23 protein-coding genes, 2 tRNA genes and 4 pseudogenes are annotated in these 25,035 nt (G+C 67.3%); 15 read left to right on the top strand and 14 right to left on the bottom strand.

Going from position 1 to position 25,035, the window contains the following annotated elements; translation table 11 throughout:
• Positions 1-124: 124 nt before the first annotated feature.
• Both L6444_RS09095 and L6444_RS09090 read right to left on the bottom strand, forming a co-directional pair.
• Complete coding sequence (locus L6444_RS09095) at positions 125-613, bottom strand: alpha/beta fold hydrolase (RefSeq protein ID WP_236981790.1); 489 nt, start codon at positions 611-613, stop codon at positions 125-127.
• A gap of 22 nt (positions 614-635) precedes the next feature.
• Positions 636-1,283 (bottom strand): alpha/beta fold hydrolase, encoded by a 648-nt coding sequence (locus tag L6444_RS09090; protein WP_236981789.1) that lies wholly within the window; start codon positions 1,281-1,283, stop codon positions 636-638.
• A gap of 76 nt (positions 1,284-1,359) precedes the next feature.
• Between L6444_RS09090 and L6444_RS09085 the strand changes: the two genes are divergently transcribed.
• The 4 genes and pseudogenes from L6444_RS09085 to L6444_RS09070 all read left to right on the top strand — a co-directional run.
• Positions 1,360-1,521, top strand: coding sequence for a hypothetical protein (locus L6444_RS09085; RefSeq protein ID WP_236981788.1), 162 nt, complete (start codon positions 1,360-1,362; stop codon positions 1,519-1,521).
• 575 nt (positions 1,522-2,096) lie between these two features.
• Entirely contained in the window at positions 2,097-2,354 is a 258-nt protein-coding gene (locus tag L6444_RS09080) for a hypothetical protein (RefSeq protein ID WP_236981787.1), read from the top strand.
• 147 nt (positions 2,355-2,501) lie between these two features.
• On the top strand, positions 2,502-2,708 hold the full coding sequence (locus L6444_RS30065) for a CGNR zinc finger domain-containing protein (RefSeq protein ID WP_255731151.1): 207 nt from the start codon (positions 2,502-2,504) through the stop codon (positions 2,706-2,708).
• 48 nt (positions 2,709-2,756) lie between these two features.
• Positions 2,757-3,005: pseudogene (locus L6444_RS09070) on the top strand (hypothetical protein); the annotation flags it as partial.
• A 75-nt stretch (positions 3,006-3,080) separates the two neighbouring features.
• On the opposite strand, the gene L6444_RS09065 reads toward L6444_RS09070, so the two are convergent.
• A complete protein-coding gene (locus L6444_RS09065; protein ID WP_236981785.1) occupies positions 3,081-3,971 on the bottom strand; it encodes an SDR family NAD(P)-dependent oxidoreductase in 891 nt (296 codons plus the stop codon).
• 108 nt (positions 3,972-4,079) lie between these two features.
• Here L6444_RS09065 and L6444_RS09060 point away from each other — a divergent pair, with 108 nt between their 5' ends.
• From L6444_RS09060 to L6444_RS09045, 4 genes are read left to right on the top strand one after another with little or no spacing between them, the layout of a single operon-like run.
• Positions 4,080-4,523 (top strand): nuclear transport factor 2 family protein, encoded by a 444-nt coding sequence (locus L6444_RS09060; RefSeq protein WP_236981784.1) that lies wholly within the window; start codon positions 4,080-4,082, stop codon positions 4,521-4,523.
• 39 nt (positions 4,524-4,562) lie between these two features.
• Positions 4,563-5,723 carry a sulfotransferase family protein gene (locus tag L6444_RS09055; protein ID WP_370653161.1) on the top strand — a complete coding sequence of 387 codons (1,161 nt, stop codon included), beginning with the start codon at positions 4,563-4,565 and terminating at the stop codon, positions 5,721-5,723.
• Entirely contained in the window at positions 5,723-6,967 is a 1,245-nt protein-coding gene (locus tag L6444_RS09050) for a DUF1214 domain-containing protein (RefSeq protein WP_236981782.1), read from the top strand. Before L6444_RS09055 ends, L6444_RS09050 begins: the two co-directional genes overlap by 1 nt.
• A gap of 1 nt (position 6,968) precedes the next feature.
• Positions 6,969-7,799 carry an oxidoreductase gene (locus L6444_RS09045; protein WP_236981781.1) on the top strand — a complete coding sequence of 277 codons (831 nt, stop codon included), beginning with the start codon at positions 6,969-6,971 and terminating at the stop codon, positions 7,797-7,799.
• A gap of 15 nt (positions 7,800-7,814) precedes the next feature.
• On the opposite strand, the gene L6444_RS09040 is transcribed toward L6444_RS09045, so the two are convergent.
• Positions 7,815-8,498: a uracil-DNA glycosylase gene (locus tag L6444_RS09040; protein WP_236981780.1), complete on the bottom strand. Its 684-nt coding sequence runs from the start codon at positions 8,496-8,498 to the stop codon at positions 7,815-7,817.
• A 33-nt stretch (positions 8,499-8,531) separates the two neighbouring features.
• Positions 8,532-9,512, bottom strand: coding sequence for a thiamine-phosphate kinase (locus L6444_RS09035; protein WP_236981779.1), 981 nt, complete (start codon positions 9,510-9,512; stop codon positions 8,532-8,534).
• Between the two features lie 65 nt (positions 9,513-9,577).
• On the opposite strand from L6444_RS09035, the gene L6444_RS09030 reads away from it, so the two are divergent.
• Positions 9,578-10,117: a DUF3515 domain-containing protein gene (locus L6444_RS09030; protein ID WP_236981778.1), complete on the top strand. Its 540-nt coding sequence runs from the start codon at positions 9,578-9,580 to the stop codon at positions 10,115-10,117.
• A gap of 26 nt (positions 10,118-10,143) precedes the next feature.
• Here L6444_RS09030 and L6444_RS09025 read toward each other — a convergent pair.
• Both L6444_RS09025 and L6444_RS09020 read right to left on the bottom strand, forming a co-directional pair.
• Positions 10,144-11,256, bottom strand: a pseudogene (locus tag L6444_RS09025) (D-alanine--D-alanine ligase family protein).
• A 68-nt stretch (positions 11,257-11,324) separates the two neighbouring features.
• A pseudogene (locus tag L6444_RS09020) lies at positions 11,325-12,339 on the bottom strand (NAD(P)H-dependent glycerol-3-phosphate dehydrogenase).
• A 121-nt stretch (positions 12,340-12,460) separates the two neighbouring features.
• On the opposite strand from L6444_RS09020, the gene cofC reads away from it, so the two are divergent.
• From cofC to mutT1, 3 genes are all read left to right on the top strand, one after another.
• Positions 12,461-13,117 carry a 2-phospho-L-lactate guanylyltransferase gene (gene cofC / locus L6444_RS09015; RefSeq protein WP_236981777.1) on the top strand — a complete coding sequence of 219 codons (657 nt, stop codon included), beginning with the start codon at positions 12,461-12,463 and terminating at the stop codon, positions 13,115-13,117.
• A gap of 74 nt (positions 13,118-13,191) precedes the next feature.
• Complete coding sequence (locus L6444_RS09010) at positions 13,192-15,405, top strand: RNA degradosome polyphosphate kinase (RefSeq protein WP_236983951.1); 2,214 nt, start codon at positions 13,192-13,194, stop codon at positions 15,403-15,405.
• Positions 15,406-15,474: 69 nt separating this feature from the next.
• Entirely contained in the window at positions 15,475-16,407 is a 933-nt protein-coding gene (gene mutT1 / locus L6444_RS09005) for an 8-oxo-(d)GTP phosphatase MutT1 (RefSeq protein WP_236981776.1), read from the top strand.
• 72 nt (positions 16,408-16,479) lie between these two features.
• Here mutT1 and L6444_RS09000 read toward each other — a convergent pair whose 3' ends face one another.
• The 3 genes from L6444_RS09000 to leuC all read right to left on the bottom strand — a co-directional run bounded on the left by L6444_RS09000 (position 16,480) and on the right by leuC (position 19,402).
• Positions 16,480-17,136, bottom strand: coding sequence for an HU family DNA-binding protein (locus tag L6444_RS09000; RefSeq protein ID WP_236981775.1), 657 nt, complete (start codon positions 17,134-17,136; stop codon positions 16,480-16,482).
• 212 nt (positions 17,137-17,348) lie between these two features.
• On the bottom strand, positions 17,349-17,945 hold the full coding sequence (gene leuD / locus L6444_RS08995) for a 3-isopropylmalate dehydratase small subunit (protein WP_236981774.1): 597 nt from the start codon (positions 17,943-17,945) through the stop codon (positions 17,349-17,351).
• 35 nt (positions 17,946-17,980) lie between these two features.
• Positions 17,981-19,402, bottom strand: a complete 1,422-nt coding sequence (gene leuC / locus L6444_RS08990) for a 3-isopropylmalate dehydratase large subunit (protein ID WP_236981773.1) — start codon at positions 19,400-19,402, stop codon at positions 17,981-17,983.
• 179 nt (positions 19,403-19,581) lie between these two features.
• Between leuC and L6444_RS08985 the strand changes: the two genes are divergently transcribed.
• Together L6444_RS08985 and L6444_RS08980 are read left to right on the top strand one after the other, a co-directional pair.
• Positions 19,582-20,283: an IclR family transcriptional regulator gene (locus L6444_RS08985; RefSeq protein ID WP_236981772.1), complete on the top strand. Its 702-nt coding sequence runs from the start codon at positions 19,582-19,584 to the stop codon at positions 20,281-20,283.
• 55 nt (positions 20,284-20,338) lie between these two features.
• On the top strand, positions 20,339-20,839 hold the full coding sequence (locus L6444_RS08980) for a PPOX class F420-dependent oxidoreductase (protein WP_236981771.1): 501 nt from the start codon (positions 20,339-20,341) through the stop codon (positions 20,837-20,839).
• Positions 20,840-20,857: 18 nt separating this feature from the next.
• Here the strand turns inward: L6444_RS08980 and L6444_RS08975 are convergent.
• From L6444_RS08975 to L6444_RS08960, 4 genes and pseudogenes are all read right to left on the bottom strand, one after another.
• A tRNA-Glu gene (locus L6444_RS08975) sits at positions 20,858-20,930 on the bottom strand.
• A gap of 96 nt (positions 20,931-21,026) precedes the next feature.
• A tRNA-Gln gene (locus tag L6444_RS08970) sits at positions 21,027-21,098 on the bottom strand.
• Between the two features lie 197 nt (positions 21,099-21,295).
• Positions 21,296-22,703 (bottom strand): annotated as a pseudogene (gene gltX, locus L6444_RS08965) (glutamate--tRNA ligase).
• A 50-nt stretch (positions 22,704-22,753) separates the two neighbouring features.
• Positions 22,754-23,560: a fumarylacetoacetate hydrolase family protein gene (locus L6444_RS08960; RefSeq protein ID WP_236981770.1), complete on the bottom strand. Its 807-nt coding sequence runs from the start codon at positions 23,558-23,560 to the stop codon at positions 22,754-22,756.
• 156 nt (positions 23,561-23,716) lie between these two features.
• Here L6444_RS08960 and L6444_RS08955 point away from each other — a divergent pair, with 156 nt between their 5' ends.
• A complete protein-coding gene (locus tag L6444_RS08955) occupies positions 23,717-24,991 on the top strand; it encodes a hypothetical protein (RefSeq protein ID WP_236981769.1) in 1,275 nt (424 codons plus the stop codon).
• Positions 24,992-25,035 lie beyond the last annotated feature (44 nt).

Raw genomic sequence — 25,035 nt, 5'->3', positions numbered from 1 at the left:
CGATCGTAGGGAAAACCGCGGCCGGTCTTCAACGCAACTGATGCCACGGTTTGAGGGGAGAGTCCTTTGATGGGGTAAGACGCGAGCTCATAGACAGTAGCCGCAGCCCCGTGGAATTCGGCGGTCATGATGCTGTGTCAAGGATGTGTTCCAGTTCCGGCGTGGGTGCCAGCAACCGGTGGATGGCTTTGGCGAGAACTTCGGGTTGGTCGTCGGAGATGAATGCACGTGTGTGCGGGATCAGCTCGACTCGCGCGCCGGTGAGCCGTTTTTGCAGTCGGCGGGCGTGCCGACGGAGGAATATGACGTTGCCCGACGCGCTCCAGGCGATGAGCGTTCGGCCCGTGAATCGGTGCAATTGCCGTACGGCGGCGATGGCGGCGCGGGGCCGCGCTACCACCACGATTTTCCTGTCCTGCAACGTGTTACTCATCGTCAGCTTCTCCTCGGGTCTGGATGCCGGAGCGGCTGGCGAATCAGACTTGGTCAGTTCAGCCGCCCGTGCCGTACTGCGGTGGTCGACGAAGGCCTTCCTCATTAGCTCGTGAATATGCTCGGTGATGGTGTCGGCTTCTTCTTCGAGGGCGAAATTAAAGCCGGTGTCGAGCAGCACTACGGTCGCGTCGGGCGTCGTTTTATAGGCCTGGGCGCCGGCGAAGGATGAAGAACGGGTCGTTTGCCCCAGATCGCAAGCAAGGCGGGTTGGCGTTCCCGCAGCCAGGCCTGCCAGTGGGGGTAGCGGGGCGGGTTGTTCTGGTAGTCCCACGCTTGGGCGCACTAATGTAGTCGGCACGCCCGGGCAGGTCCAACACGCGCTGGTCGTCAAAGGCGTGTGCGGGGTCGATGTGCTCGGGATCGCGGGCACCGGCCTGCCATTGCATCTGGGTGCCGGGCAGGCTGACGAACTCGTCGACGGCGGGCTGGCCGGCGTCGCGGTCTTCCCACCAGTTGGCGAGCGCGGCGACGCCGGGTCCGAAGCCGTCGGTGTAGGCGTTGGCGTTTTGGGTGATGATCGCCGCCACCCGCTGGTCATGCTCGAGGGCGATGCGGAAGCCGACCGGGGCGCCGAAGTCGAACATGTAGATGGCGTAGTCCTTAATGGCGAGCGCGTCGATCGTCTTACCGGTGACCTCGGCGAGCCGGTCGAACGTGGGGGATTGGGGCAGCGGGTCTGACTGCCCGAAGCCGGGGTAGTCGATGGCCACGGTGTGCCATTGCTCGGCGAGTCGGTCGATCAGGCGGACGTAGGCGCGGGTACTCGACGGGTAGCCGGGCAGCAGCACCAGCGTCGGCCGGTCGCGGTCGCCGGCTTCGCGGACGAAGACATGCAGATGGTCGATGGTCAGGCTGTGGTGACGGATGGGCGTAGAAAACGATACTCTCCAGCGTTGGTTGCAGATTGGATGGGAACTGGGCGAGGTCAGCGGCGCGGCGACGGACGAAGACGAACAGAATCACGGCGATCGGCAATCCGACCAGCAGCGCGTGATCGACGAGGAAGGCCAGGTAGTAGCCACTTAAGAACGTTTCGCCGGCTGCGTGGCCTAACGGCAAGACCACGGTGTTCATGAACACCCAGATCGCTGCACCGTAGGCCGCTCCAATGGCGGTGGCTATCGGCAGGGTGTGCACCCGGGGTGCGATGACCAGCGCGTAGAAGAAAGTGAACACTGCCGCCAGCGCCAGGTGGATGGCGAACCCCAGCGCCGCGACGCCGATCCCGGCGCGGCCGGTGGTGAATGCGGACTCGCCGAGCAGGCCGCTGGCGATGGCTGCTGCAACAGTGTCTCGAAGTTGAACCGGCGGGCGATCAGCACGTACGCGATGAACGCGAACGCGGCATCGCCGACCGCGGCGACCAGCGTGGCCGCCACGACGCCAGGCCAGGTCCACCCCCGAGCGCGGGTAACGAATGGTGGGTCGACGGTCATGACAGGACTCCTCAACGGTCGGTGATCAGCAGACCATGCTAATGCATAGCTCGAAGGGTAGCGCATTAGGTCATTGAAGGCAACCGTGGTCATCGGGCTCTCAACAGGTATTCCGCATGATCAGAGAGCAACGGTTGCGCGTCGCCACACGCTTAAAATGGCGACGTGAGGATCCAGACGGGACCGACATTGGAGGCGCTGCAACAGGCGGGCTTTCCGATGGGCGGCGAACCGTCGATATCGGTCGACCTCGCCGATACACTGGTCACGGTCACCCAACCGGCCACCGACTTGTTGTCCGATCCCGACCAGCTGCGCCGGTGGTGGCAGCTGCAGGGTGCGACTGCCTCCCGGTGCTATCCCCGATCCCACCGCCACCCGCCGGCTACGCCGCCGTTCGCGACGCGTTCGGCCTTACCTTGAGCACCGCGTGCCGCCAACCGAGTCGCTGGATGACATCAACGCCGCCGCCGCGGCGCACCGATTAGCGCACGGTTGGACCTAATCGCCACCGAGCTGCAGCGCAGCGTGCGTTTGGCACTGTCGGATACGGCGGAAACCCCGCGCTCTATGACCTACCGCCACCGACGCCATAACCGTACTCTGATCCCCGCTACCGCGACCAGTTGCGACGCTGCGCCAACGGATTGCTCCATGCTCTTTCTGGCCACCAATCCGCGCCGCGGCTGGTGCACCGCCAACATCTGCGGCAACCGGGCCCACGTCATCGCCACTACCACCGCCGCACCCACACCACCGGCTAGCCCGGCGGTCTAACCTTCGTGGCGGAAGACCGCCAGTAAGAGGGTAGATTCTCAACTTGCGAGCAATCTGGCCCTGGTCTGCCCCTACCACCGCGCACATCACCGCGGCCTGATCACCCTCACCGGCCCCGCCGACCAACTCACCGTCATGACAGCAGCGGCCGACCCTGCCACCGGATCACTGGCCCGACCCCCCACCGCCGCACCTCCCGACGTCAAACCCTGCACCGGCCCCACCGGCGAACACGCCCAATGGTGGTGGTACACACCCTTCCAACCCCAACCACCACCCGCGTCGTCGAGGAACTAATGGCGGTGATTGCGGCGCGGTAATCGGACGAACGCCGCAATCGCTAGAAATTGCCGCGGGCCGTTTCGCCGGGCATCAAAGCGGCACGGTGGTGCCGGTCTCCGCTTCGGCGAACGCCACCAGCCGGGCCGCCGTGTCGTAATCGCCGGCGACGGCCGAACGTCCGATGAACACCGGATCGCCCCGCAGCCCTCCCCTACCGCTGACACCGATGTAGCTGCCCGGCGGCACCGGTTCGCTGATGCAGAACAGGGTGGGCGCAGCACCCTGGTCGATGTCGTTGCCCAGCCGATCGGCCAGACTCTTAGTTACCTTGTGCGCCAACGACATCAGCCCGGAGTCGGAAAGATGCGAAAGGTTCGAGGCGACCCAACCGGGGTGCGTGAGCTGGCTGACGACCGGTGAGCCCGCCGCACGCAGCCGGCGGTCCAACTCCAGGCCCCACAACATCACCGTGAGCTTCGACTGCGCGTAGGCCCCCAGCCGCGACCACTTGTTGCGGCGCAGGTGCAGATCGTCGAGTCGCAGTGTCGCCGAGCGGTGCGCGTCCGAGCCGACATTGACGATCTGCGAACGCACCCGCGGCAGCAGCAGGTTCGTCAGCGCGAACGGTCCGAGCAGGTTGGTGCCCAGCGTCATCTCGAAGCCGTCGACGGTGTCCTTGCGCCGGTCGGTCAGGGTTCCGGCGTTGTTGATCAGGATGTCGACGTCTCCGTCGATCAGATCGGGGAAGGCGCGCACCGAGGACAGGTCGGCCAGGTCGAGCTTGACCACCGACGTCGAGCCTGCGATCTGGGCGGCACGCTGCTCACCGAGTTCGGTGTTGCGCACCGCGAGGATGACATGTGCGCCGGCGTTGGCCAGGGCGCGCGCGGTTCCCAGGCCGACGCCGTTGGTCGCTCCGGTCACGATGACTCGCTTGCCGCTCAGATCGCCGAGCCGGGCGGGAGTCCAGGGTAACGTCACAACGGCCAAGAATAGTGGGCGGTTCTATGAAAGCCACAGCGGTTCTGCCAACATGGTCTGGGCTCGGTTGGGCACCTGCTCGACAGACAGTCAGGAGCGGAATCGAACGTGAGTGACAGCGCCGTAGCGATCACGAACTTGATCTACACCTACGCCGAACTGCTCGACGGCGGCGATCTCGACGGTGTTGCCGCGCTCTTCCGGCACGGCCGCATCTGCGGGGTGGAGGACGGCCCACCAGAGACCGTCTTCACCGGCATCACCGGCGTGCGCGCCATGTACGAGATGAGCACCCGGCTCTACGAAGACGGCACCCCCAAGACCCACCACAACACCACCAATGTGCAACTGCAGATCGACGAGGCCGCGGGCACCGCGCGCAGCACCTCCTACTACTGCGTCACCCAGGCCACCCCGGACCTGCCGTTGCAGGTGATCGTGACCGGGCACTACAAGGACACCTTCCAGCGGATCGACGGCGTCTGGTGGTTCGACAGCCGCACCATGTTCATCGACCAGGTGGGCGATCTGAGCCGTCACCTGAAGTTTTGACCAGTGGACAACTCAGCCGGCTTCGACCGCGCGGCGATCATGGCCGACGCGCAACGCAAAGAATCGCTGACGGATTGGGGCCCAGGCGAATTCGAGGAACCGCTGCAGGTGTTGCTGGCCGACTACGCGCGGGCCGAACTGAACGCGATCGGCACCCACATCCTGCGCTCGGGCCTGGTGCACAGCCTGCGGATGCGGCTGCGCACCCAGGAGTGGGTCCGGCGGCACCCGGAGATACTGGACGAGCAGGTGCAGGCACCCATCGTGGTGGTCGGCATGATGCGCAGCGGAACCACGCTGCTGCAACGACTCCTGGCCGCCGACCCGCGCTTGAGCTGCGCCTACGGCTGGGAGGTGGTCGAGGTCGCGCCCCGGCTCGGCTACCGGTTCGACGGCCAAGGTGGCCCGGACCCACGCATCGCCATCAGCGAAGCGCGCGAAGCCAAGTCGCGCGAACTGGCGCCGGAGTTGTTCACCATTCATCCGATGTACGCGCGCGAGGCCGAGGAGGAGATCGTCTTCCTGGCCGACGCGTTCCTGTCGCACGTTCCGGAATCCGGCGCGAACCTGCCGCACTACCGATCCTGGCTCGACGCACAGGATTTCACGCCGGCCTACGACTACCTGCACCGCATGCTGCAGTTCCTGCAATGGCAGAAACGACAGCGTGGCCAACAGCCGCGCCGCTGGGTGCTCAAATCGCCTGCCCACCTTGGCTATCTGGACTTGTTGCGCGCGCAGTTCGAGGATCTGCACCTCGTCCATATGCACCGGAATCCGCGCACCACCATCGCCTCCGGCGCCGGTCTCAACGCCACTCTGCACGCCATGCACGCCGACACCGTGGACCGCGCCCGGGTGGGCGCGCAGTGGCTGCAGCGGATGGGCTGGACCAACGACCGGGCCGTGGCTGCCCGGGACGGCTGGGATGACGATGCCGCACGGGTGACCGACGTCGGGTTCGACGCCGCGGTGGCCGATCCGATCGGGCAGGTGGCCCGGGTCTACGACGCCGTCGGTCTCCCGCTGAGCGCGCCGGCCGAGGACGCGATGCGGCGCTGGCTGCGCGAGCGGCCCCGGGAGCCGGCGCGTCCGGCCTACGGGCTGGCCGAATACGGTCTGCGGCCCGAACAGGTCGACGAGCGATTCAGTCTGTACAACAAGCGTTTTGCAGAATTCATCGACGAGAGGATCCATTGATGCTCGACCACCCGGTCGCGACGGCATCCCAGCACGAGCAGGAACTGGCCGCCCTCGAACTGATCGAACACCCTACCGTCAGGGCCGCCTACGAAACCGTTGCGCAAACCTGGCTGGGCCGCGCCAAGGCATCCGAGGCGATGCGGGAACGCTTCGACGACGCGTTCGCCGAGGTGATGTTCTCGGCCGCGATCTGGTCGTCCAATCAGGACAAGTTGCGGCCCAAGGTCAGTTGCATCACCCGGCTGGCCCACCCCGTCGACGGCCGCCGCATCCCCGGATCACGTTGGGGCATCGACAATCCCGACAGCGTGTACCGGGTGATCCCGATCTCCGGGGACGAACGTTACGAAATCCACGGTCGGGTGGGCAAGAACCGGATGACCGAGAACTACTTCACCCTGTGGGACGCCGACATGGGCACCGTCGACGTGCTCAACGGACGCACCATGGCGGTCGACTCCGACGGCAGCTACACCATCACCATCGACTCCGAGCCCGCCAACGGGCGACCCAACCACGTGCGCAGCACGCCCGAGGCGCACGAGTTCTACATCCGGGACGTGCTGCTGGACTGGGGCCGCGACGACCCGAATCATATTGAGATACAACGACTCGGCGGCCCACCCGAAACGCCGGCCCGCACGCTCGACGAGCAGGCCGAGGCGACCGCGGCGATGATGGCCTACTTCGCCAACTTCACCGGCAGGCTCAGCCACGGCGTCTACAAGATGCCGGCCAACCACTTCGACCTGGCGTGGTCGGCGGACAAGGACGGCGCGATGCGCAACCAGTTCTACGTGATGGGCCGCATCGACCTGGCCCCCGACGAGGTGTTCGTGGTCGACCTCAACGCCGGTGGCGCCGAATACTTCACGGTGCCGCTGAGCAACATCTGGGGCACCACGCTGGACATCGTCGACCGCACCGGCAGCCTCAACAAGGCGCAGTCGGTGCCCAACGAGGACGGCACCTACACCTATGTGATCTCCCCCGAGGATCCCGGCCTGGCCAACTGGATCGACACCGACGGGCTCCGTGAGGCCGTCCTGACCCTGCGGATGGCCGAGTTCGGTGAGACCGGCCCGCGTGCGGGTCTGGGCGCGCACGGCCGGGTGGTCAAACGGGACCTGCTCGAAGCCGAGGTACCGCAGCTGCCGCGGGTGACCGAGCAGATGCGCAAGACCGAACTCGCCGAACGCCGCACGGCATATCTGCGGCGGCTGCCGGAAGGGACGGCCTGAGATGGCGCGCTGGCTGGTCACCGGCTGTTCCACCGGCTTCGGCCGCGAGATCGCCCGCGCGGCACTGCAAGCCGGCCACAGCGTGGTGGTGACCGCACGACGGGCCGAGGCGGTGCAGGACTTCGCCGACGAATTCGGCGAACGGGCGCTGGCGGTGGCGCTCGACGTCACCGACGCCGAACAGATCGCGGCCGCGGTCAAGGCCGCCGAGGACACCTTCGGCGGAATCGACGTGCTGGTCAACAACGCCGGTCACGGTTACCTGTCGGCCGTCGAGGAGGGTGAGGACGCCGAGGTGCGAAAGTTGTTCGATGTCAACTACTTCGGCGCAGTGGACATGATCAAGGCGGTGCTGCCCGCGATGCGGGCCCGGGGAAGCGGGCACATCGTCAACATCTCGTCGATGACCGGCCTGGTGGCCAACCCGCCCAACGCCTACTACTCGTCCACCAAGTTCGCGCTGGAGGCGGTGACCGAAGCGCTGGCCCAGGAGGTGCGGCCGCTGGGCATCAAGGTCACCGCCATCGAACCGGGCGCGTTCCGGACCGACTGGGCGTCGCGGTCGATGAAGGAGTCCGCACACCCGATCGCCGACTATGCCGATGTGGCCGCGCGAAAAGACCTGATCAAGCAGTTCGCCGATCACCTGCCGGGCGACCCGCGCAAGGTGGCCGAGGCGGTGCTGATGGTCACCGGACTCGACGACCCGCCGTTGCGGCTGCTGCTGGGCCGCGACGTGCTCAAGGCGATGCGCGACAAGATCGCCGCCATGTCGGCGTCGATCGAGGAGTGGAAAGCCGTCACCAAGGACGTCAATTTCCCGGGCGCCTGACCGTCCGCAGGTCCGTCAGGGCAGCCGCCAGTCGATCGGTTCGGCGCCCATGCCCGTCAGCAGTTCGTTGGCGCGACTGAACGGCCGCGACCCGAAGAACCCGCGCGACGCCGACAGCGGCGAGGGGTGCGGGGATTCGATGGCAGTGCAATCCCCCTCGGCCAGCATCGGCTTCAGAGTCGAGGCGTCGCGACCCCACAGGATCGCGACCAGCGGCTGCTCGCGCGCCACCAGCGCGCGAATAGCGCACTCCGTCACCGCTTCCCAGCCTTTGCCGCGGTGCGAGGCCGGGTTGTTCGGGCGCACGGTGAGCACCCTGTTCAGCAGCAGCACGCCGCGCTGCGCCCACGGCGTCAGGTCACCGCAGGACGGTGCCGGGAAACCGAGGTCGCTGCCGTATTCGTCGAAGATGTTCGACAGGCTGCGCGGCAACGGACGCACGTCGGGTGCCACCGAAAAGCTCAACCCCACCGCGTGTCCGGGAGTGGGGTACGGGTCCTGCCCGACGATCAGCACTCGCACCTGGTCGAACGGGAAAGTGAAGGCGCGCAACACGTTCGGCCCGGCCGGCAGGTAGCGTCGCCCGGCCGCGATCTCCTCGCGCAGGAACTGCCCCATCCGGCTCACCTGATCGGCCACCGGCGCCAGCGCCCTCGCCCAGCCCGCCTCGACGAGTTCGCTCAGCGGACGCGCGGTCATCGCGCTCCCCCGGCCGCACTGCCGGCGCGGCAACTAATACGACTGCCAGCCCGCATACCCACTCCATTCCTCACCGTCCACCAACACCCGCGCCGTCCCGTCCAGCACCCGGCCGATGACACGCCACCCGTCCGGAACCGCACCGGGGAAACACGCCACCAGGGCGTGGTCCTCACCGCCACCGAGTACCCACGCCCAGGGGTCGGCGCCGACGGCGGCAGCTGCGACCGATACCGCGTCCCGGTCCGGCGCCAGCGCCGCGGCGGACAGGTCGATTCCCACCCCGGACGCCTCGGCCACATGCCGCAAATCGGCGACCAGACCGTCGGAGATATCGATCATCGCGGTGGCGCCGGCGGCCGCGGCCGCCGGGCCCGCGCCGTACGGCGGCCGCGGTACCAGGTGTCGGGAGCGCAGCTCGCCGAACTCCTCGATCCCGTTGCGCCACAACTCGTATCCGGCCGCCGAGCGGCCCAGGTCGCCGCGGACGGCAACCGTCGAACCCACCCGCGCGCCCGAGCGCAGCACCGGCGCGCGCCCGTCGAGCTCGCCCAGCACCGTCACCGACACCACCCACTGCGGGCACCTGACCAGGTCGCCGCCGGCGATGCCGGCACCGATCCGCTGCGCCTCATCCCACATGCCGTCGACCAGCGCGGTCACCAGGCCGGAGTCGGTGCTGCCCGGGGCGCCGAAGCCGACGACGAACGCCGTCGGCCGCGCACCCATCGCCTCGATGTCCGCCGCGTTCTGCGCGATCGCCTTGCGCCCGACCTCGTGCGGGGTCGACCAATCCAGCCGAAAGTGCCTGTCCTGCACCAACATATCGGTGGAGACCACGGTACGGCCGGCGCCGGCCGACACCACCGCGGCGTCGTCGCCGGGTCCGAGGATCACCGCGGCGGGCTGGCGGCGGTCGCGCACCAGGCGTTCGATCACGCCGAACTCACCCAGTTCCGCAAGCGTCGGGGACTCGTCGCGCACGACCGCCTCCTCCCCCGCCGGTAAGTTCATTCTCGGGCCCGTTCGGGCGCAGGTCAGTGTAGTCAAGGGTGGAATTGTCGAAGGGGGTCAGGCAGGTGACGGGCGAGTCCGATCCCGGTGGGCCACCGCGCGCGGTGTTGATCGCCGCGCTGGCGGTGGCCCTGGTGACGATCGCGGGCGTTCTGGTGTTCGCGGCCACCCGCGACAACCCGCAGCGGCCGGTGGCGATCGCCTCGGTGCCCGCCCCGCAAGCCGCCAACGCCGAATGCCGGGCGCTGTCGGCGGCCCTGCCGGCCCGGCTCGGGGATTTCCAGCGCGCCGCCGTCGCGCAGCCGGCGCCGGAGGGGGCGAGCGCCTGGCGCGCCGGATCCGACACCGTGATCGTGCGGTGCGGACTGCAACGCCCGGACGACTTCGTGATCGGCTCACCGATCCAGGTCGTCGACCGGGTGCAGTGGTTCCGGGTGTCCGGCCAGTCGGACGACCGCAGCTCGACCTGGTACACGGTGGATCGTCCGGTCTATGTGGCCATCACGCTGCCCGCCGAATCGGGACCCACACCGATCCAGGATCTTTCGGCAATCATCGACCGCGCCATCGCCGCGACACCGATCGATCCGGCGCCGGTGCGTTAGCGGCGCCGGTGCGTTAGCGCAGTGCGTTAACGCAGCCCCACGCCGCGCGCCAGGGCAGTGTCCACCATGGTGGCCAATAACGTCGGGTAGTCGACGCCGCTGGCCGCCCACATCCGCGGGTACATCGAGATCGTGGTGAACCCCGGCATGGTGTTGATCTCGTTGATCACCGGGCCGTCGTCGGTGAGGAAGAAGTCCACCCGCGGGCCAGGCCCTGGCAGTCGATGGCTGTAAACGCACGAATCGCCAACTGCCGCAAGGCGATTGCCACGTCGTCGTCGACCTTGGCCGGCACGTCCAATTCGGCCGCGTCGTCGAGGTACTTGGTTTCGAAGTCGTAGAAGGAGTCTTCACGGCCCCGCACCCCGGCCACCCGGATCTCCCCCCAGCGTGCTGGCTTCGATTGTGCCGTCCGGCATTTCGAGCACACCGCATTCGAGTTCGCGGCCGTTGATCGCCGCTTCCACGATGACCTTCGGGTCGTGACGGCGGGCGTACTCCACAGCGGCGGGCAACTCGTCCCAGCTCGCCACCCGGCTGACCCCGATCGACGAGCCACCGCGGGCAGGCTTGACGAACACCGGCAGGCCAAGTCGCTCGCGTTGCTCGGGGTGCAGCGTCGACTGCGACGGCCGCAGCACCGTGTAGTCGCCGACCGGTAGGCCCTCGGCGACCAGCAACTTCTTGGTGAACTCCTTGTCCATGCCCGCGGCGCTGGCCAGCACCCCGGCACCGACGTAAGGCACCCCGGCGAGTTCGAGCAGCCCCTGGATGGTGCCGTCCTCGCCGTAGGGGCCGTGCAGGACCGGGAAGACCACGTCCACCAAACCCAGGATCTCCGCAGACCCCGGTCCCAGCGACACCAGTTGCCCGCCCCGCTGCGGGTCGGCGGGCAGGGCCAGCTCGGTGCCCGACTCGGGGCGCACCGCGGGCAGTTGACGGTTGCTGATCGCCAGCGCGTCGGGGTCGCCGTCGGTGAGCACCCAGGAGCCTTGCGGCGTGATTCCGACCGCGACGACGTCGAAACGCTGCGGGTCGAGATTGCGCAGAATGCTGCCCGCCGACACGCACGAGATGGCGTGCTCGTTGCTGCGCCCGCCGAAAACGACGGCGACGCGAACCCGGTTCGAGGCGGTCACAACCTAAAGAGGCTACCGGGTGCGGCGCCGCAGCGCGGGATTGCGCAGCTCAGGTGGTCCGGCCGGCGCTATTCCGGCTTGGTGGTGCGGCCCAGCAGCAGCGCTATCGCCTCGTTCACCGACAGCCCCTTGTGGCAGACCCGGTGCACCGCATCGGTGAGCGGCATCTCGACGTCGTAGCTGGACGCCAGCGCCAGCACCGACTCGCAGGACGTCACGCCCTCGACCACGTGCCCGTCCCGGGTGTTCTGGGAGCCGTGCAGCGCCGAATACATGGTGTCGCCGCGGCCCAGCCGCTCCCCCAGCGACCGGTTGCGCGAGTACGGCGAGGTGCAGGTGGCCACCAGGTCGCCGACCCCGGCCAGGCCCGCCAGCGTCGCACCCTTGGCGCCCAGCGCCAGCCCCAGCCGCATGATCTCGGCCAGTCCACGGGTGATGATCGCCGCCGCGGTGTTCTCGCCCAGACCCACCCCGACGGCCATCCCGCAGGCCAGGGCGATGACGTTCTTGCAGGCGCCGCCGATCTCGGTGCCGACCACATCGGAGTTGGTGTACGGACGGAAATAGCCGCTGTTCAGGAAGCGCTGCAACGCCACCGCCCGCCCGGAGTCGCTGCACGCCACCACGGTGGCGGCCGGCTGACCTTGCGCGATCTCGCTGGCCAGGTTGGGCCCCGAGATCACCGCCACCTGCGAGGAGTCCACGCCGGTCACCGACACGATCACCTGGCTCATCCGCATCAGCGTGTCCAGCTCGATACCCTTGGCCAGGCTGACCAGCGTCGCACCGTCGGCCCACATGCCGTTCCACTGCTCGAGATTGGCCCGCATCGTCTGCGCGGGGACGCCGAGCAGCACCGTCGTCGCGGCCGGACAGCGCCTCCTCGGCGTCGGCGGTGGCGCGGATTCCCGCCGGCAACTGCGTGTCGGGAAGATAGTCCGGATTGGACCGGGTGGCGTTGATCCGCTTGGCGACCTCGGCGCGCCGCGCCCACAACATGACCTGGTTGTCGGCGTCAGCCAGCACTTTGGCGAGCACGGTGCCCCAGGCACCGGCGCCCATCACCGTGACAGTCCCGGTCATCCGCCACCCCTAATATGTTGCCGCCGCAGCCGACAACCCTAGAGCAGCGACGGGCCGCCGTCACGCGACGTCGGCCCGGCTCGCCGCAGCCCCGGAGTCCGGCGCTGGCAGGATGACACTCATGAGCGGCACACGCACCGACGGCGAGGTGGGTCTGATCATCGCCGTCAAGCGCCTGGCCGCCGCCAAAACCAGGCTCGCGCCGGTGTTCTCGGCGCCCACCCGGGAGGCCGTGGTGCTGGGCATGTTGATGGACACGCTGACGGCGGCGTCGCGGGTGCGTTCGTTGCACTCGATCGTGGTCATCACCCCCGACGAGGCCGCCGGCGCCGCGGCCGCCGAACTGGGTGCCGAGGTGCTGGCCGACCCGACGCCGGCCGACGACCCCGACCCGCTCAACAGCGCCATCGCCGCGGCCGAACGCGCTATGACCGGTTCGAAAACCACCTCGGTGACCAATCTCGTTGTGCTGCAAGGGGATTTGCCTGCACTGCAAACTCAGGAACTCGACGAGGCGATCTCGGCCGCCCGCGCCTACCCGCGCAGCTTCGTGGCCGACCGGGCCGGCACGGGAACGTCGGTGCTGTGCGCGTTCGGCACACCGCTGCAACCGCAATTCGGTCCGGATTCCTCCGCGCGACACCGCCGTTCGGGTGCCATCGAGCTCACCGGCGCGTGGCCCGGGCTGCGTTGCGACGTCGACACGCCGGCCGACCTGGCCGCCGCCCGCAAACTTGGGGTGGGCCCGGCGACTGCGCGCGCCGTCGGGCATCGCTAGCGCACCGAGCCGCGCGGCCAACCTTTCCAGCCGGTGAATCACACGCCAACGGCGGATTGGATGTCGGCAGACTGCTGGCAGCATCGCCAGGCGTAGGCAATGATCGCAAGGTGACCGATATCGAAGCCAGCCCGCAGGTACGCCCCGACGAGAACGCATGGCAGCCGGGCGACTCGGCCCCGGCCGCCCCGCCCGCGGCGACTCCGGCCGCGATCAGCGACACGCTGCCCGAAGAGCGCTATCTCAACCGCGAACTGAGCTGGCTGGACTTCAACGCCCGCGTCCTGGCGCTGGCCGCCGACAACTCGCTGCCGCTGTTGGAGCGGGCCAAGTTCTTGGCGATCTTCGCCTCCAACCTCGACGAGTTCTACATGGTCCGGGTCGCCGGCCTCAAACGCCGCGACGAGATGGGACTGTCGGTGCGCTCCGCCGACGGCCTGACGCCGCGCGAGCAACTGCGCCGCATCGGCGAGCAGACCCAGCAGATCGCCAGCCGGCACGCCAAGGTGTTCCTCGAAGCGGTGTTGCCCGCGCTGGAAGAAGAAGGCATCTCGATCGTCACGTGGGCCGACCTCGATGAGGATGAGCGTGACCACCTGTCGACGTATTTCAACGAGCAGGTCTTCCCGGTCCTGACGCCGCTAGCAGTCGACCCCGCGCACCCGTTCCCATTCGTCAGCGGGTTGAGCCTGAACCTGGCGGTCACCGTGAAGCAACCCGAAGACGGCACCCAGCATTTCGCACGGGTCAAGGTGCCCGACAACGTCGACCGGTTCGTCCAACTCGAGGCCAAAGACGGCGACGAGAGCTCCGATGGCACCGTGGTGCGATTCCTGCCGATGGAGGAACTGATCGCCGCGTTCCTGCCGGTGTTGTTCCCCGGCATGGAAATCGTGGAGCACCATGCCTTCCGCATCACCCGCAACGCCGACTTCGAAGTGGAAGAGGACCGCGACGAAGACCTGCTGCAGGCACTCGAGCGGGAGTTGGCGCGCCGCCGGTTCGGTTCCCCGGTGCGCCTCGAAGTCGCCGACGACATGACCGAGAGCATGCTCGAGCTGTTGCACCGCGAACTCGACGTGCACCCCGGTGACGTCATCGAAGTGCCTGGGCTGCTGGACCTGTCGTCGTTGTGGCAGATATATGGAGTGGACCGCCCCGACCTCAAGGACCGGGCGTTCGTCCCGGCCACCCACCCGGCCTTCGCCGATCTGGAGACGACCCGCGGCATTTTCGCCACGCTGCGCGAAGGTGACGTGCTGGTGCACCACCCGTACGACTCGTTCTCCACCAGCGTGCAGCGCTTCATCGAAGCCGCCGCCGCCGATCCCGCGGTGCTCGCGATCAAGCAGACGCTGTACCGCACCTCCGGTGACTCGCCGATCGTGCGGGCGCTGATCGACGCCGCCGAAGCCGGAAAACAAGTCGTGGCAATGGTGGAGATCAAGGCGCGCTTCGACGAACAAGCCAATATCCGCTGGGCCCGCACGCTGGAGCAGGCGGGAGTGCACGTGGTGTACGGGTTCGTCGGACTCAAGACGCACTGCAAGACCTGCCTGGTGGTGCGCCGCGAAGGCCCGAACATCAAGCGGTACTGCCATGTCGGGACGGGCAACTACAACGGCAAGACGGCACGGCTGTACGAGGATGTGGGCTTGCTCACCGCCGACCCCGACATCGGTGCCGACCTCACCGACTTGTTCAACACGCTCACCGGATACTCGCGCAAGCTGCAGTACCGCAATCTGCTGGTGGCGCCGCATGGAATTCGCACCGGCATCATCGAGCGGGTCGAGCGCGAGGTGGAGGCGCACCGGCAGGGCAAGGACGCGCGGATCCGGCTCAAGATGAACGCCCTGGTCGACGAGCAGGTCATCGACGCGTTGTACCGCGCGTCGCAGGCGGGCGTGCGGGTGGAGGTGGTGGTGCGCGGCATCTGCGCGCTGCGCCCGGGCACGGAGGGCTTGTCCGAGAACATCTTCGTGCGTTCGATTCTCGGCCGTTTCCTGGAACACTCGCGCATCCTGCATTTCAACGCGATCAACGAATTCTGGATCGGCAGCGCCGACATGATGCATCGCAATCTCGACCGTCGGGTCGAGGTGATGGCTCAAGTCAAAGACCCGCGCCTGACCGCACAGCTCAACGAACTGTTCGAATCGGCCCTCGACCCCGCCACCCGTTGCTGGGAACTAGGATCCGACGGGGTGTGGACCGCCTCCCCGCAGGACGGCGAGAGTGTGCGCGACCACCAGGTGTCGCTGATGGAGAAGCATCGCAGCACCTGAGCTCGGGCCCCGCTCCGGAACACATCCACTGCCGCGCACGACATGTTCGAATTGACTTGCAGGAGTTGAGTGTCGCCCCAGAAATCGTCGGCCCGGCCGGCCCGGATCGTGTACGCCGCGGGTGCGGTGTTATGGCGACCGGTCGCGGACTCGGGCGAGTCGATCGAGATCGCGATGATCCACCGCCCCCGCTACGACGACTGGTCGCTGCCCAAAGGAAAGGTCGATCCGGGCGAGACGGCACCGGTGGCCGCCGTGCGCGAAGTGTTCGAAGAGACCGGCCAGCACAGTCATCTCGGCAGGTGCCTCACCACGATCACCTACCCGATCGACCAGGGCATCAAGAAGGTGCACTACTGGGCCGCCCGCAGCCTGGGCGGGGAATTCACCCCCGGCGACGAGGTGGACGAGTTGCGCTGGCTACCGGTGACCGAGGCCATGCAGGCCCTCGACTACGCACCGGACCGAAAGGTCTTGCGACGGTTCGCCAAACAACCGGCGGACACCAAGACCGTGCTGGTGGTGCGGCACGGCACCGCGGGCTCCAAGGCGCGCTACCGCGGCGACGACACCAAACGACCGTTGGACAAGAAGGGGCGCGCCCAAGCCGAGGCGCTGGTTTCCCAATTGTCCGCGTTCGGCGCAACCCACGTGTATGCGGCCGACCGGGTGCGTTGTCACCAGACGGTGGAACCGCTGGCCGCCGAACTCGGTGTGGCAGTTCACAACGAGCCCGACCTGACCGAGGAGGCGTACGCGAAGAATCCCAAGCGCGGACGCCAGCGGGTGTTGCAGATCGCCGGACGGGCGGGCACGCCGGTGATCTGTACGCAGGGCAAGGTGATTCCGGATCTGATCGGCTGGTGGTGCGACCGCGACGGGATCCGGCCAGACAAGTCGCGCAATCTCAAAGGCAGCACCTGGGTGCTGTCGCTCGTTGACGGCAAGCTCATCGCGGCAGACCACATCGGCGGCCCGCTTGCCGCCAACGTCCGGGCCTGACGCCGCCAATCGCGCGCATACGAATACCCTTCGGGCGACATCGCTGTCACCCGAAGGGTATTGCGTGTAGTACTACTTGCGGCCGCGCCGCGTGGCGGTGGCCTTCTTGGCCGGAGCCTTCTTGGCCGGGGCCTTGGTCGCAGCCTTGCGTACCGGGGCCTTGGTGGCGGCCTTCTTGGCCGGAGCCTTGGTCGCGGCCTTCTTCGCCGGAGCCTTGGTCGCGGCCTTCTTGGCCGGAGCCTTGGTCGCGGCCTTCTTCGCCGGAGCCTTGGTCGCAGCCTTCTTCGCCGGAGCCTTGGTCGCAGCCTTCTTCGCCGGAGCCTTGGTCGCAGCCTTCTTGGCCGGAGCCTTGGTCGCTGCCTTCTTGGCGGGGGCCTTCTTGGCCGCCGTCTTCCGGGCCGCACCCGCGACCACACCGCGCTTCACCGCGGGGCCCTCAGCCGGCAGCTTTTGTGCGCCAGCCACAACGGCTTTGAATTGGGCTCCGGGACGGAACGCCGGCACCGAAGTGGGCTTCACCTTGACCGTCTCGCCGGTACGCGGGTTGCGGGCCACCCGAGCCGCGCGGCGCCGTTGCTCGAAGACACCGAAGCCGGTAATGGTCACGCTCTCGCCCTTGTGCACGGCACGCACAATCGTGTCGACGACATTCTCGACAGCGGCGGTCGCCTGCCGACGGTCTGAGCCCAATTTCTGTGTGAGCACATCTATGAGCTCTGCTTTGTTCATCCAACCCTCCGAAGCCAGTGGTCCTCGTTTTGGAACCGACTAGAGCACACGGTAAACCCTCAGCTGGCAAATTGCCAAGAGCCACGCGCAATTTCAGGCCCCGATAGCCGACAAATTCGCAATCCGATTGCCGCCCTAGGCCGGTGGCGCCGCCGCGAATTGCCTTGGTTCAGCGTGGCAACCGAGTCGCAATTCGGCGCCGCCGCAACGCGTCAGGAGGTTGGCACAGTGCGCGGTTTCCACGCCGGACGGTGGGCTTCAAAAGCCTCTATCTCGGCGAGTTTCCGCAGCGTAAGGCCGATATCGTCGAGTCCTTCGAGCAATCGCCACGCAGTGTGATCGTCAATCCTGAACGGCAACACCGTGGTTCCCGCAGTGATATTTCGATCTTGAAGATTGACAGTGATTTCCAGCCCCGGGCTCTGCTCGATCAGCTTCCAGAGAAGTTCGACACCATCTTGGTCGACTTCGGCCGCCAACAGACCCGACTTGCCCGCGTTGCCGCGAAAAATGTCGGCGAACCGGGACGAGATAACGACCCGGAATCCGTAGTCCATGAGCGCCCACACCGCATGTTCGCGGGAGGACCCGGTGCCGAAATCCGGCCCAGCAACCAACACTGAACCCCGGTCAAAGGGACTGAGATTGAGCACGAATGACGGATCCGAGCGCCAGCTCGCGAACAAGCCGTCCTCGAAACCGGTTCGGGTGACCCGTTTCAGGAACACCGCGGGAATGATCTGATCGGTGTCGACATTGGACCGCCGCAGCGGCACCCCTATTCCGGTGTGGGTGTGAAACGCTTCCATGATTCCCCTATTTCTCAGTCTGAATTCAAGTCTGGTCAGTTCAAGTCGGCCGGCGCGGAGAGCGTGCCGCGCACCGCGGTGGCCGCGGCAACGGCCGGTGACACCAGGTGCGTTCGGCCGCCCTTGCCCTGTCGCCCTTCGAAATTGCGGTTGGACGTCGCCGCGCAGCGCTCCCCGGGCGAGAGTTGGTCCGGGTTCATTCCCAGGCACATCGAGCAGCCCGCCTGCCGCCATTCGGCGCCGGCCGCGGTGAAAACCTCTCCCAGCCCTTCGGCTTCCGCCTGGGCGCGCACCCGCATCGAACCGGGGACCACCAGCATCCGCACACCCGGGGCCACCTTGCGGCCCCGCAGGATGTCGGCCACCACCCGCAGATCCTCGATGCGGCCGTTGGTGCACGAGCCGACGAACACGGCGTCGACCGCGATGTCGCGCATCGCCATTCCAGGCCGAAGGTCCATGTACGCCAACGCTTTCTCGGCGGCCTGGCGCTGCGCGTCGTCGGTCATCAGTTCGGGATCGGGCACCGCGGCGGCCAGCGGAACCCCCTGACCGGGGTTGGTCCCCCAGGTCACGAACGGGCTCAGCGAAGCTGCGTCGAGGTACACCTCGGTGTCGAAGACAGCGCCGGGATCGCTGCGCAGTTCCCGCCAATAGGCCAGTGCGGCATCCCAGTCGGCGCCGGTGGGAGCGTGCGGGCGGCCGCGCAGGAACTCGTAGGTGATCTCGTCGGGGGCCACCATGCCGGCGCGGGCACCGGCTTCGATGCTCATGTTGCAGATCGTCATCCGGCCTTCCATGGAAAGCGATTCGATGGCGCTGCCCCGGTATTCGATGACATGGCCCTGCCCGCCGCCGGTTCCGATCTTGGCAATCACCGCAAGAATGATGTCCTTGGCCGACACCCCGGCGGGCAATTCGCCGTCGACGTTGACCGCCATCGTCTTGAACGGACGCAGCGGCAACGTCTGGGTGGCGAGCACATGCTCGACCTCGGATGTGCCGATACCCATTGCGATCGCACCGAATGCGCCGTGCGTCGAGGTGTGAGAATCGCCACAGACAATCGTCATTCCCGGCTGGGTGAGGCCGAGTTGCGGGCCGACGACGTGCACGATGCCCTGCTCGATGTCGCCCATCGGGTAAAGCCGCACACCGAATTCCGCGCAGTTGCGCCGCAGTGTCTCGACCTGGGTGCGCGACACCGGATCGGCGATCGGCTTGTCGATGTCGAGGGTGGGCACGTTGTGGTCCTCGGTGGCGATGGTCAGGTCGGTCCGCCGTACCGGGCGGCCGGCCAGTCGCAAACCGTCGAAAGCCTGCGGGCTGGTGACCTCGTGCACCAGGTGCAGGTCGATGTAGATCAGGTCGGGAGCCGTCCCGTCGCCCGAGACCACAACGTGGTCGTCCCATACCTTCTCGGCCAGAGTGCGCGGCCCGGCGCTGGCTGAACTCATGCGCGAATTGCCTCGATTCGTTGGTCGCGCGCCGCACCGATCCGACTGGGCTGGGATCTCAATATGTGAGACGCGAATGTCTTATCATGAGACAGCATACCGGTATCGACGAGAGTCCGACAACGTCTCAGCAGGCCGCAGCGGTGTCATCCCAAATTCTGAGACGCTAGTATTGACTTGTGAGACAACAGAGTGGCATCGGTGTGCTGGACAAGGCAGTGGGCATCCTGCACGCGGTAGCCGAATCGCCCTGCGGGCTCACCGAACTGTGCGAGCGCACCAGCCTGCCCCGGGCCACCACCTACCGGCTCGCGGCCGCACTGGAGGTACACCGCCTGCTGGCGCGCGACGACGACGGCCGCTGGCGGCTCGGGCCGGCCGTGACCGAATTGTCCGGCCACGTCAGCGATCCGTTGCTGAGCGCCAGCGCGACCGTACTGCCCCAACTGCGGGAGACCACCGGCGAAAGTGTCCAGCTGTACCGGCGGGAAGGCACCACCAGAGTCTGCGTGGCCGCGCTGGAACCGCCTGCGGGTCTTCGCGATACGGTTCCGGTCGGCACCAGGCTGCCGATGACGGCGGGATCGGGCGCCAAAGTGCTGCTCGCCCACAGCGATGCCGCCACTCAAAAAGCGGTGCTGCCCCATGCCAAATTCACCGACCGGGTGCTGGCCGAGGTGCGCCGCCGAGGATGGGCGCAGAGCGTGGCCGAACGCGAGCCCGGCGTGGCCAGCGTGTCGGCACCGGTGCGCGACAGCCGCGGCGTTGTGGTTGCGGCGATTTCGGTGTCCGGCCCGATCGACCGGATGGGCCGGCGCCCGGGGGCGCGGTGGGCCGCGGACCTGCTGGCCGCCGCCGAGGCACTCACCCGTCGACTCTGAGTGCGCGAGGCGAACCCGGCAGCGGGACAACGGAGCCACCTGACACACTGACGCCATGGGAACCAATCAGCGCGCGAGCATCGTCATGTCGCCCGAGGAGATCGCCGACTTCGTCACCAACAGCCGCACCGGCACGCTGGCCACCATCGGCCCCGACGGCCAACCGCACCTGACGGCCATGTGGTACGCCGTCGTCGACGGCGAGATCTGGCTGGAGACCAAAGCCAAATCGCAGAAGGCGGTCAACCTCAAGCGCGATCCGCGGGTGAGTTTCCTGCTCGAGGACGGCGACACCTACGACACCCTGCGCGGGGTTTCCTTCGAGGGCGTGGCCGAGATCGTCGACGACCCCGAGGTGCTGCACCGGGTCGGGATCAGCGTGTGGGAGCGCTACACCGGCCCCTACACCGACGAGATGAAGCCGTTCGTCGACCAGATGATGAACAAGCGGGTCGGCGTGCGCATCGTCAGCCGGCGCACCCGGTCCTGGGATCACCGCAAACTGGGCATGCCCCCGATGCCGGTGGGCGGCTCGACCGCGCCGACGGTGCGATAGCCCGCCGAACAACTGAAGTAGCCCCGATGGGATTCGAACCCACGCTACCGCCGTGAGAGGGCGGCGTCCTAGGCCGCTAGACGACGGGGCCGGACATGATCCGAGGAGTCAGCATAGCTCACCCCGGAAACCCCACCTAATCACTCGGCAGCTAGCTGGCAGCGGTCTGACGCGCGGTGGGATCTTGCTGGGGTACCAGGACTCGAACCTAGAATGGCTGAACCAGAATCAGCTGTGTTGCCAATTACACCATACCCCATTGGCTGCCTAAAACTGCTGGTCACTGCCGATTTTGCGGGTAAGTTACCCGCCTTTTTGCGACAACTGTGGCCAGCCGTTGTAGACCTTCCGCAAGCCTCCGGAAGCCTGCGAAAGCCTCCGAAAGCTTCCCAAAAGCCTCCGAAAGCCGAAGTGCAGAGTATCAAAGACTCAGACCGCACTCCGCATGCCTAGGCGCTACGGCGCGAGAACCTGCTGCCGCGCCGCCCGCAGCCGGTGCAGGCTGCGATCGCGGCCCAGCAACTCCAGCGACTCGAACAGCGGCGGGCTGATCGTGGTGCCGGTGACCGCGACCCGGATCGGCCCGAAAGCCTTGCGCGGTTTGAGCTCCAGCCCCCTCGATCAGGGCGGCCTTGAGGGCTTCCTCGATGTGCGCGGTCGTCCAGCCGGCCACGGCCTGCAGGGCCGCGACGGACGCATCCAGCACCGGACCCGAATCAGCGCCCAGCTCCTTGGCGGCGGCCTTCTCCTCGATCGCGTACTCGTCGTCGTTGAGGAACTTCAGCAGATCCCAGGCATCACCGAGCACGACGATTCGGGTCTGAACCAACTCGGCGGCGGTGGCGAACTGCGCCTCACTCAGCCCGAGTCGGTGACCATGGGTGTCGAGATAGTCGCGCAACCGGCCGGTGAAGTCGTCGACCGTGAGCCTCCGGATGTGCTCGGCGTTCAGCGCGTCGGCCTTCTTCTGGTCGAATCGGGCCGGGTTGGAGTTGACGTCGACAACGTCGAACGCGGCGACCATCTCGTCCAGGCTGAACAGGTCGTGGTCGTCGGCGATCGACCAGCCGAGCAGCGCAAGGTAATTCAGCAGCCCCTCGGGGATGAAACCGCGATCGCGGTGGGCGAACAGGTTCGACTGCGGGTCCCGTTTGGACAGCTTCTTGGTGCCCTCCCCCAGAACCGTTGGCAGATGGGCGAATTGCGGGATTCGCTCGGCGACCCCGATCCGGATCAGCGCCTGATACAACGCCAGTTGCCGCGGCGTCGACGGCAGCAGGTCGTCGCCCCGCAGCACATGCGTGATCCGCATCAGCGCGTCGTCACACGGATTGACCAAGGTGTACAACGGATCTCCGTTGGCGCGGGTGAGCGCGAAGTCCGGTACCGAGCCGGCCGCGAAGGTGGTGGGTCCGCGCACCAGGTCGTCCGAGCTGAGGTCCTCCTCCGGCATCCGCAGGCGCACCACCGGCTGGCGTCCCTCGGCCAGGTACGCCGCGCGCTGGGCGTCGGTGAGCCCGCGGTCGAAATTGTCATAGCCCAGCTTCGGGTTGCGCCCGGCAGCGATGTGGCGCGCCTCCACCTCATCCGGCGTCGAGAACGCTTGGTAGGCCTCGCCCGCCGCCAACAGCCGGTCCACCACGTCCCGGTAGATGTCGCCGCGCTGCGACTGCCGGTACGGCGCGTAAGGGCCGCCGACCTCGGGGCCCTCGTCCCAATCCAGGCCCAGCCAGCGCAACGCGTCGAGCAGTGCCGCGTAACTCTCCTCGCTGTCCCGCTGGGCGTCGGTGTCCTCGATGCGAAAGACGAAGGTGCCGCCGGTGTGCCGGGCGTAGGCCCAGTTGAACAGCGCGGTGCGCACCATCCCGACGTGCGGCGTTCCGGTGGGCGACGGGCAGAACCGAACTCGAACAGTCACGACTTTCCTTTGCGCATTACCGGGTTGGTGAGCGTACCGATGCCCTCGATGGTGATCGAGACGGTGTCGCCGTCCTCGATGGGCCCCACCCCGGCGGGCGTTCCGGTGAGAATGAGATCGCCTGGCAGCAAGGTCATCACCGCCGAGATCCACTCGATGATTTCGCCGACGTCGTGGATCATCAGCGAGGTGCGGGACTGCTGTTTGACCTCGCCGTTGACCTCGGTGCGCAGTTCCAGATCGGCCGGGTCCAACGGAGTGAGATCGGTCACGATCCAGGGACCGACCGGGCAGAAGGTGTCGTGTCCCTTGGCGCGCGTCCACTGACCGTCGGCCTTCTGCTGGTCGCGGGCCGACACGTCGTTGGCGATCGTGTAGCCGAGAATGTTTTCGGCGGCCTGGGCTGCTGGGACGTCCTTGCACGCCCGACCGATCACCACCGCCAGCTCGCCTTCGAAATGCACCGGTGATGCGTTGGCGGGCAATCGAATCGGTACGTTGGGCCCGATGATCGCGGTGTTGGGCTTCAGGAATATCACCGGGTCGGCCGGCGCCGGGCCGGTGACGCCGCCCATCTCGGCGATATGGTCGGCGTAGTTCTTGCCGATGCAGACCACCTTGCTGGCCAGTATCGGCGCCAACAGCCGCACGTCGGCCAGCGGCCAGGAGCGGCCGGTGAAAGTCGGCGTGCCGAACGGGTGCTCGGCGATTTCGCGGACCGTCATGTTGGCGGGGTCGCCCAATTCGCCGTCGATGCTGACGAATGCGACTCCGTCCGGACTGGCGATTCGACCAAGGCGCATGCGTTTTCTCCTACGTCCGGCCCACAGCTCATCAGATCACGCTGCGGGCACGCCGATGACTGCCGGCTGGCTGACACCGGCTCGACTGCAGCATTCAAGGGCATTCAAGCAGATCGGCTTGGCGGCAACCGGAGTGGTCACCGCTATCCTGGTTCGGTGGCTTGGTCTGCCGAAGGGTCTGGCGAAGGGTCTGCCGGAGGGCCTGCGGGCCCGGATATCGACGCGGATTTCGACGAACTGAGACGGGCCCGCGCGGTGGCTTTGGGCGGCGCGGGGGCTGCCGATGCCGACCAGCCGGCAGCCAAGGCGTTCCAGCGGATTCGTGCCGGGGGGTCGGCGAACCTGGGGCGCATTTTCGGACTTCTGACTGACGCCACCCCGGCCGGACGGGTGTACGCCGCCACGCTGCTGACCGGGCTCGACGCCGCCGCCGGTCGAAGCGTGTGGGAACGCCTGGCCACCCAGGACGACACCGTCGAGGTGGCCGACGGCGGCCGGGTGGTGCAGGCACGGATGTCGGACTATGCCCGCGAGCAGTTGGCGACGTTGGCCGCCCACAACGCAACCGGGGCCCCCACGGTAACCGGGCCCCGCACGGTAACCCGGCCTCGCGCTGTGACCGGGCCCCGCACGGCGGAATACGCGGTCACCGTCATCGAACCCGTCGGCCCCATCGAATCCGCCGAACCCGCCGAACCCGCCGAACCCGCCGAGCCCGCCGAACACGTCGAACCCGTCGGCCCCGCAACGGAAACCTATGCCCCGGCCGCACTACGGTATCCGGCCGTCGATTCGGTGGCCGCTCGGCAGGAGATCATCGCGGCATTTCACGGCGAGCCCCGCATCGTGCTGGTGAGCGCGCGCGACGAGCAGCAGTTCGTCGACAGCCTGTTTCGCGGCGTGGGGTCTACGACGGCGGTCTACGTCTGCCCCGAGACGCGCGAAGGCTGCGGCCTGGGACCGCACTTCGACCTCTACCAGGCTTTGGTGCACCCGGACTATCCGTTCGTGGCGACGCTGAACCTCGATGGCGACGCGACCGTGCAGTCGACGGTCCTCGACCGCCGGCTGGCCGCCTACTATTTCACGCACTACCCCCTGCCCACTGAAACCGCCCACACCGCAAGACGTTTGGTCAGTGAGATCATGCTCTCCCAACAGCGCCGGGTTCCACTCTCTCCACGGCAGATCGGCCCGGGTGTCGGCATGATCATCCCGCAGCGCGAGTTCGCGTTGCCCGTGGTGCACGACGTGCGACCCGACAAGTCGGGTCCCGGCGGGCTGTTCCTGAAGTTCATCGTCCCGCGCCCCGAGGGCGATTGCTCTGGATATCTCGAGCGGCTCGGCTTCATCCCATGGCGTCCCGGGATCGACTGGCACGACCCACCCGAGCAGCACGAGTTCGGGCCGGGCGCTGTTCCGCTCAACTAGCCTGCGGGGCGCCAGGGCGCAAATCCGAACTGCCGCAAGGCTTT

Source organism: Mycobacterium kiyosense (assembly GCA_021654635.1).
In the GTDB taxonomy this organism is placed as follows: Bacteria; Actinomycetota; Actinomycetes; order Mycobacteriales; family Mycobacteriaceae; genus Mycobacterium; species Mycobacterium kiyosense.
The sequence above is the reverse complement of the archived record's forward strand: the minus strand, read 5'-3'. Positions and strand labels throughout refer to the sequence as shown.

Coding starts and splice junctions, on each gene's coding strand:
- L6444_RS09085 (WP_236981788.1), top strand. CDS start 1,360: ATGGGCGTAGAAAACGATACTCTCCAGCGTTGGTTGCAGATTGGATGG.
- L6444_RS30065 (WP_255731151.1), top strand. CDS start 2,502: ATGACCTACCGCCACCGACGCCATAACCGTACTCTGATCCCCGCTACC.
- L6444_RS09055 (WP_370653161.1), top strand. CDS start 4,563: ATGGCCGACGCGCAACGCAAAGAATCGCTGACGGATTGGGGCCCAGGC.
- L6444_RS09050 (WP_236981782.1), top strand. CDS start 5,723: ATGCTCGACCACCCGGTCGCGACGGCATCCCAGCACGAGCAGGAACTG.
- L6444_RS09045 (WP_236981781.1), top strand. CDS start 6,969: ATGGCGCGCTGGCTGGTCACCGGCTGTTCCACCGGCTTCGGCCGCGAG.
- L6444_RS09040 (WP_236981780.1), bottom strand. CDS start 8,498: ATGACCGCGCGTCCGCTGAGCGAACTCGTCGAGGCGGGCTGGGCGAGG.
- L6444_RS09035 (WP_236981779.1), bottom strand. CDS start 9,512: ATGAACTTACCGGCGGGGGAGGAGGCGGTCGTGCGCGACGAGTCCCCG.
- cofC (WP_236981777.1), top strand. CDS start 12,461: ATGAGCGGCACACGCACCGACGGCGAGGTGGGTCTGATCATCGCCGTC.
- L6444_RS09000 (WP_236981775.1), bottom strand. CDS start 17,136: ATGAACAAAGCAGAGCTCATAGATGTGCTCACACAGAAATTGGGCTCA.
- leuD (WP_236981774.1), bottom strand. CDS start 17,945: ATGGAAGCGTTTCACACCCACACCGGAATAGGGGTGCCGCTGCGGCGG.
- leuC (WP_236981773.1), bottom strand. CDS start 19,402: ATGAGTTCAGCCAGCGCCGGGCCGCGCACTCTGGCCGAGAAGGTATGG.
- L6444_RS08980 (WP_236981771.1), top strand. CDS start 20,339: ATGGGAACCAATCAGCGCGCGAGCATCGTCATGTCGCCCGAGGAGATC.
- L6444_RS08960 (WP_236981770.1), bottom strand. CDS start 23,560: ATGCGCCTTGGTCGAATCGCCAGTCCGGACGGAGTCGCATTCGTCAGC.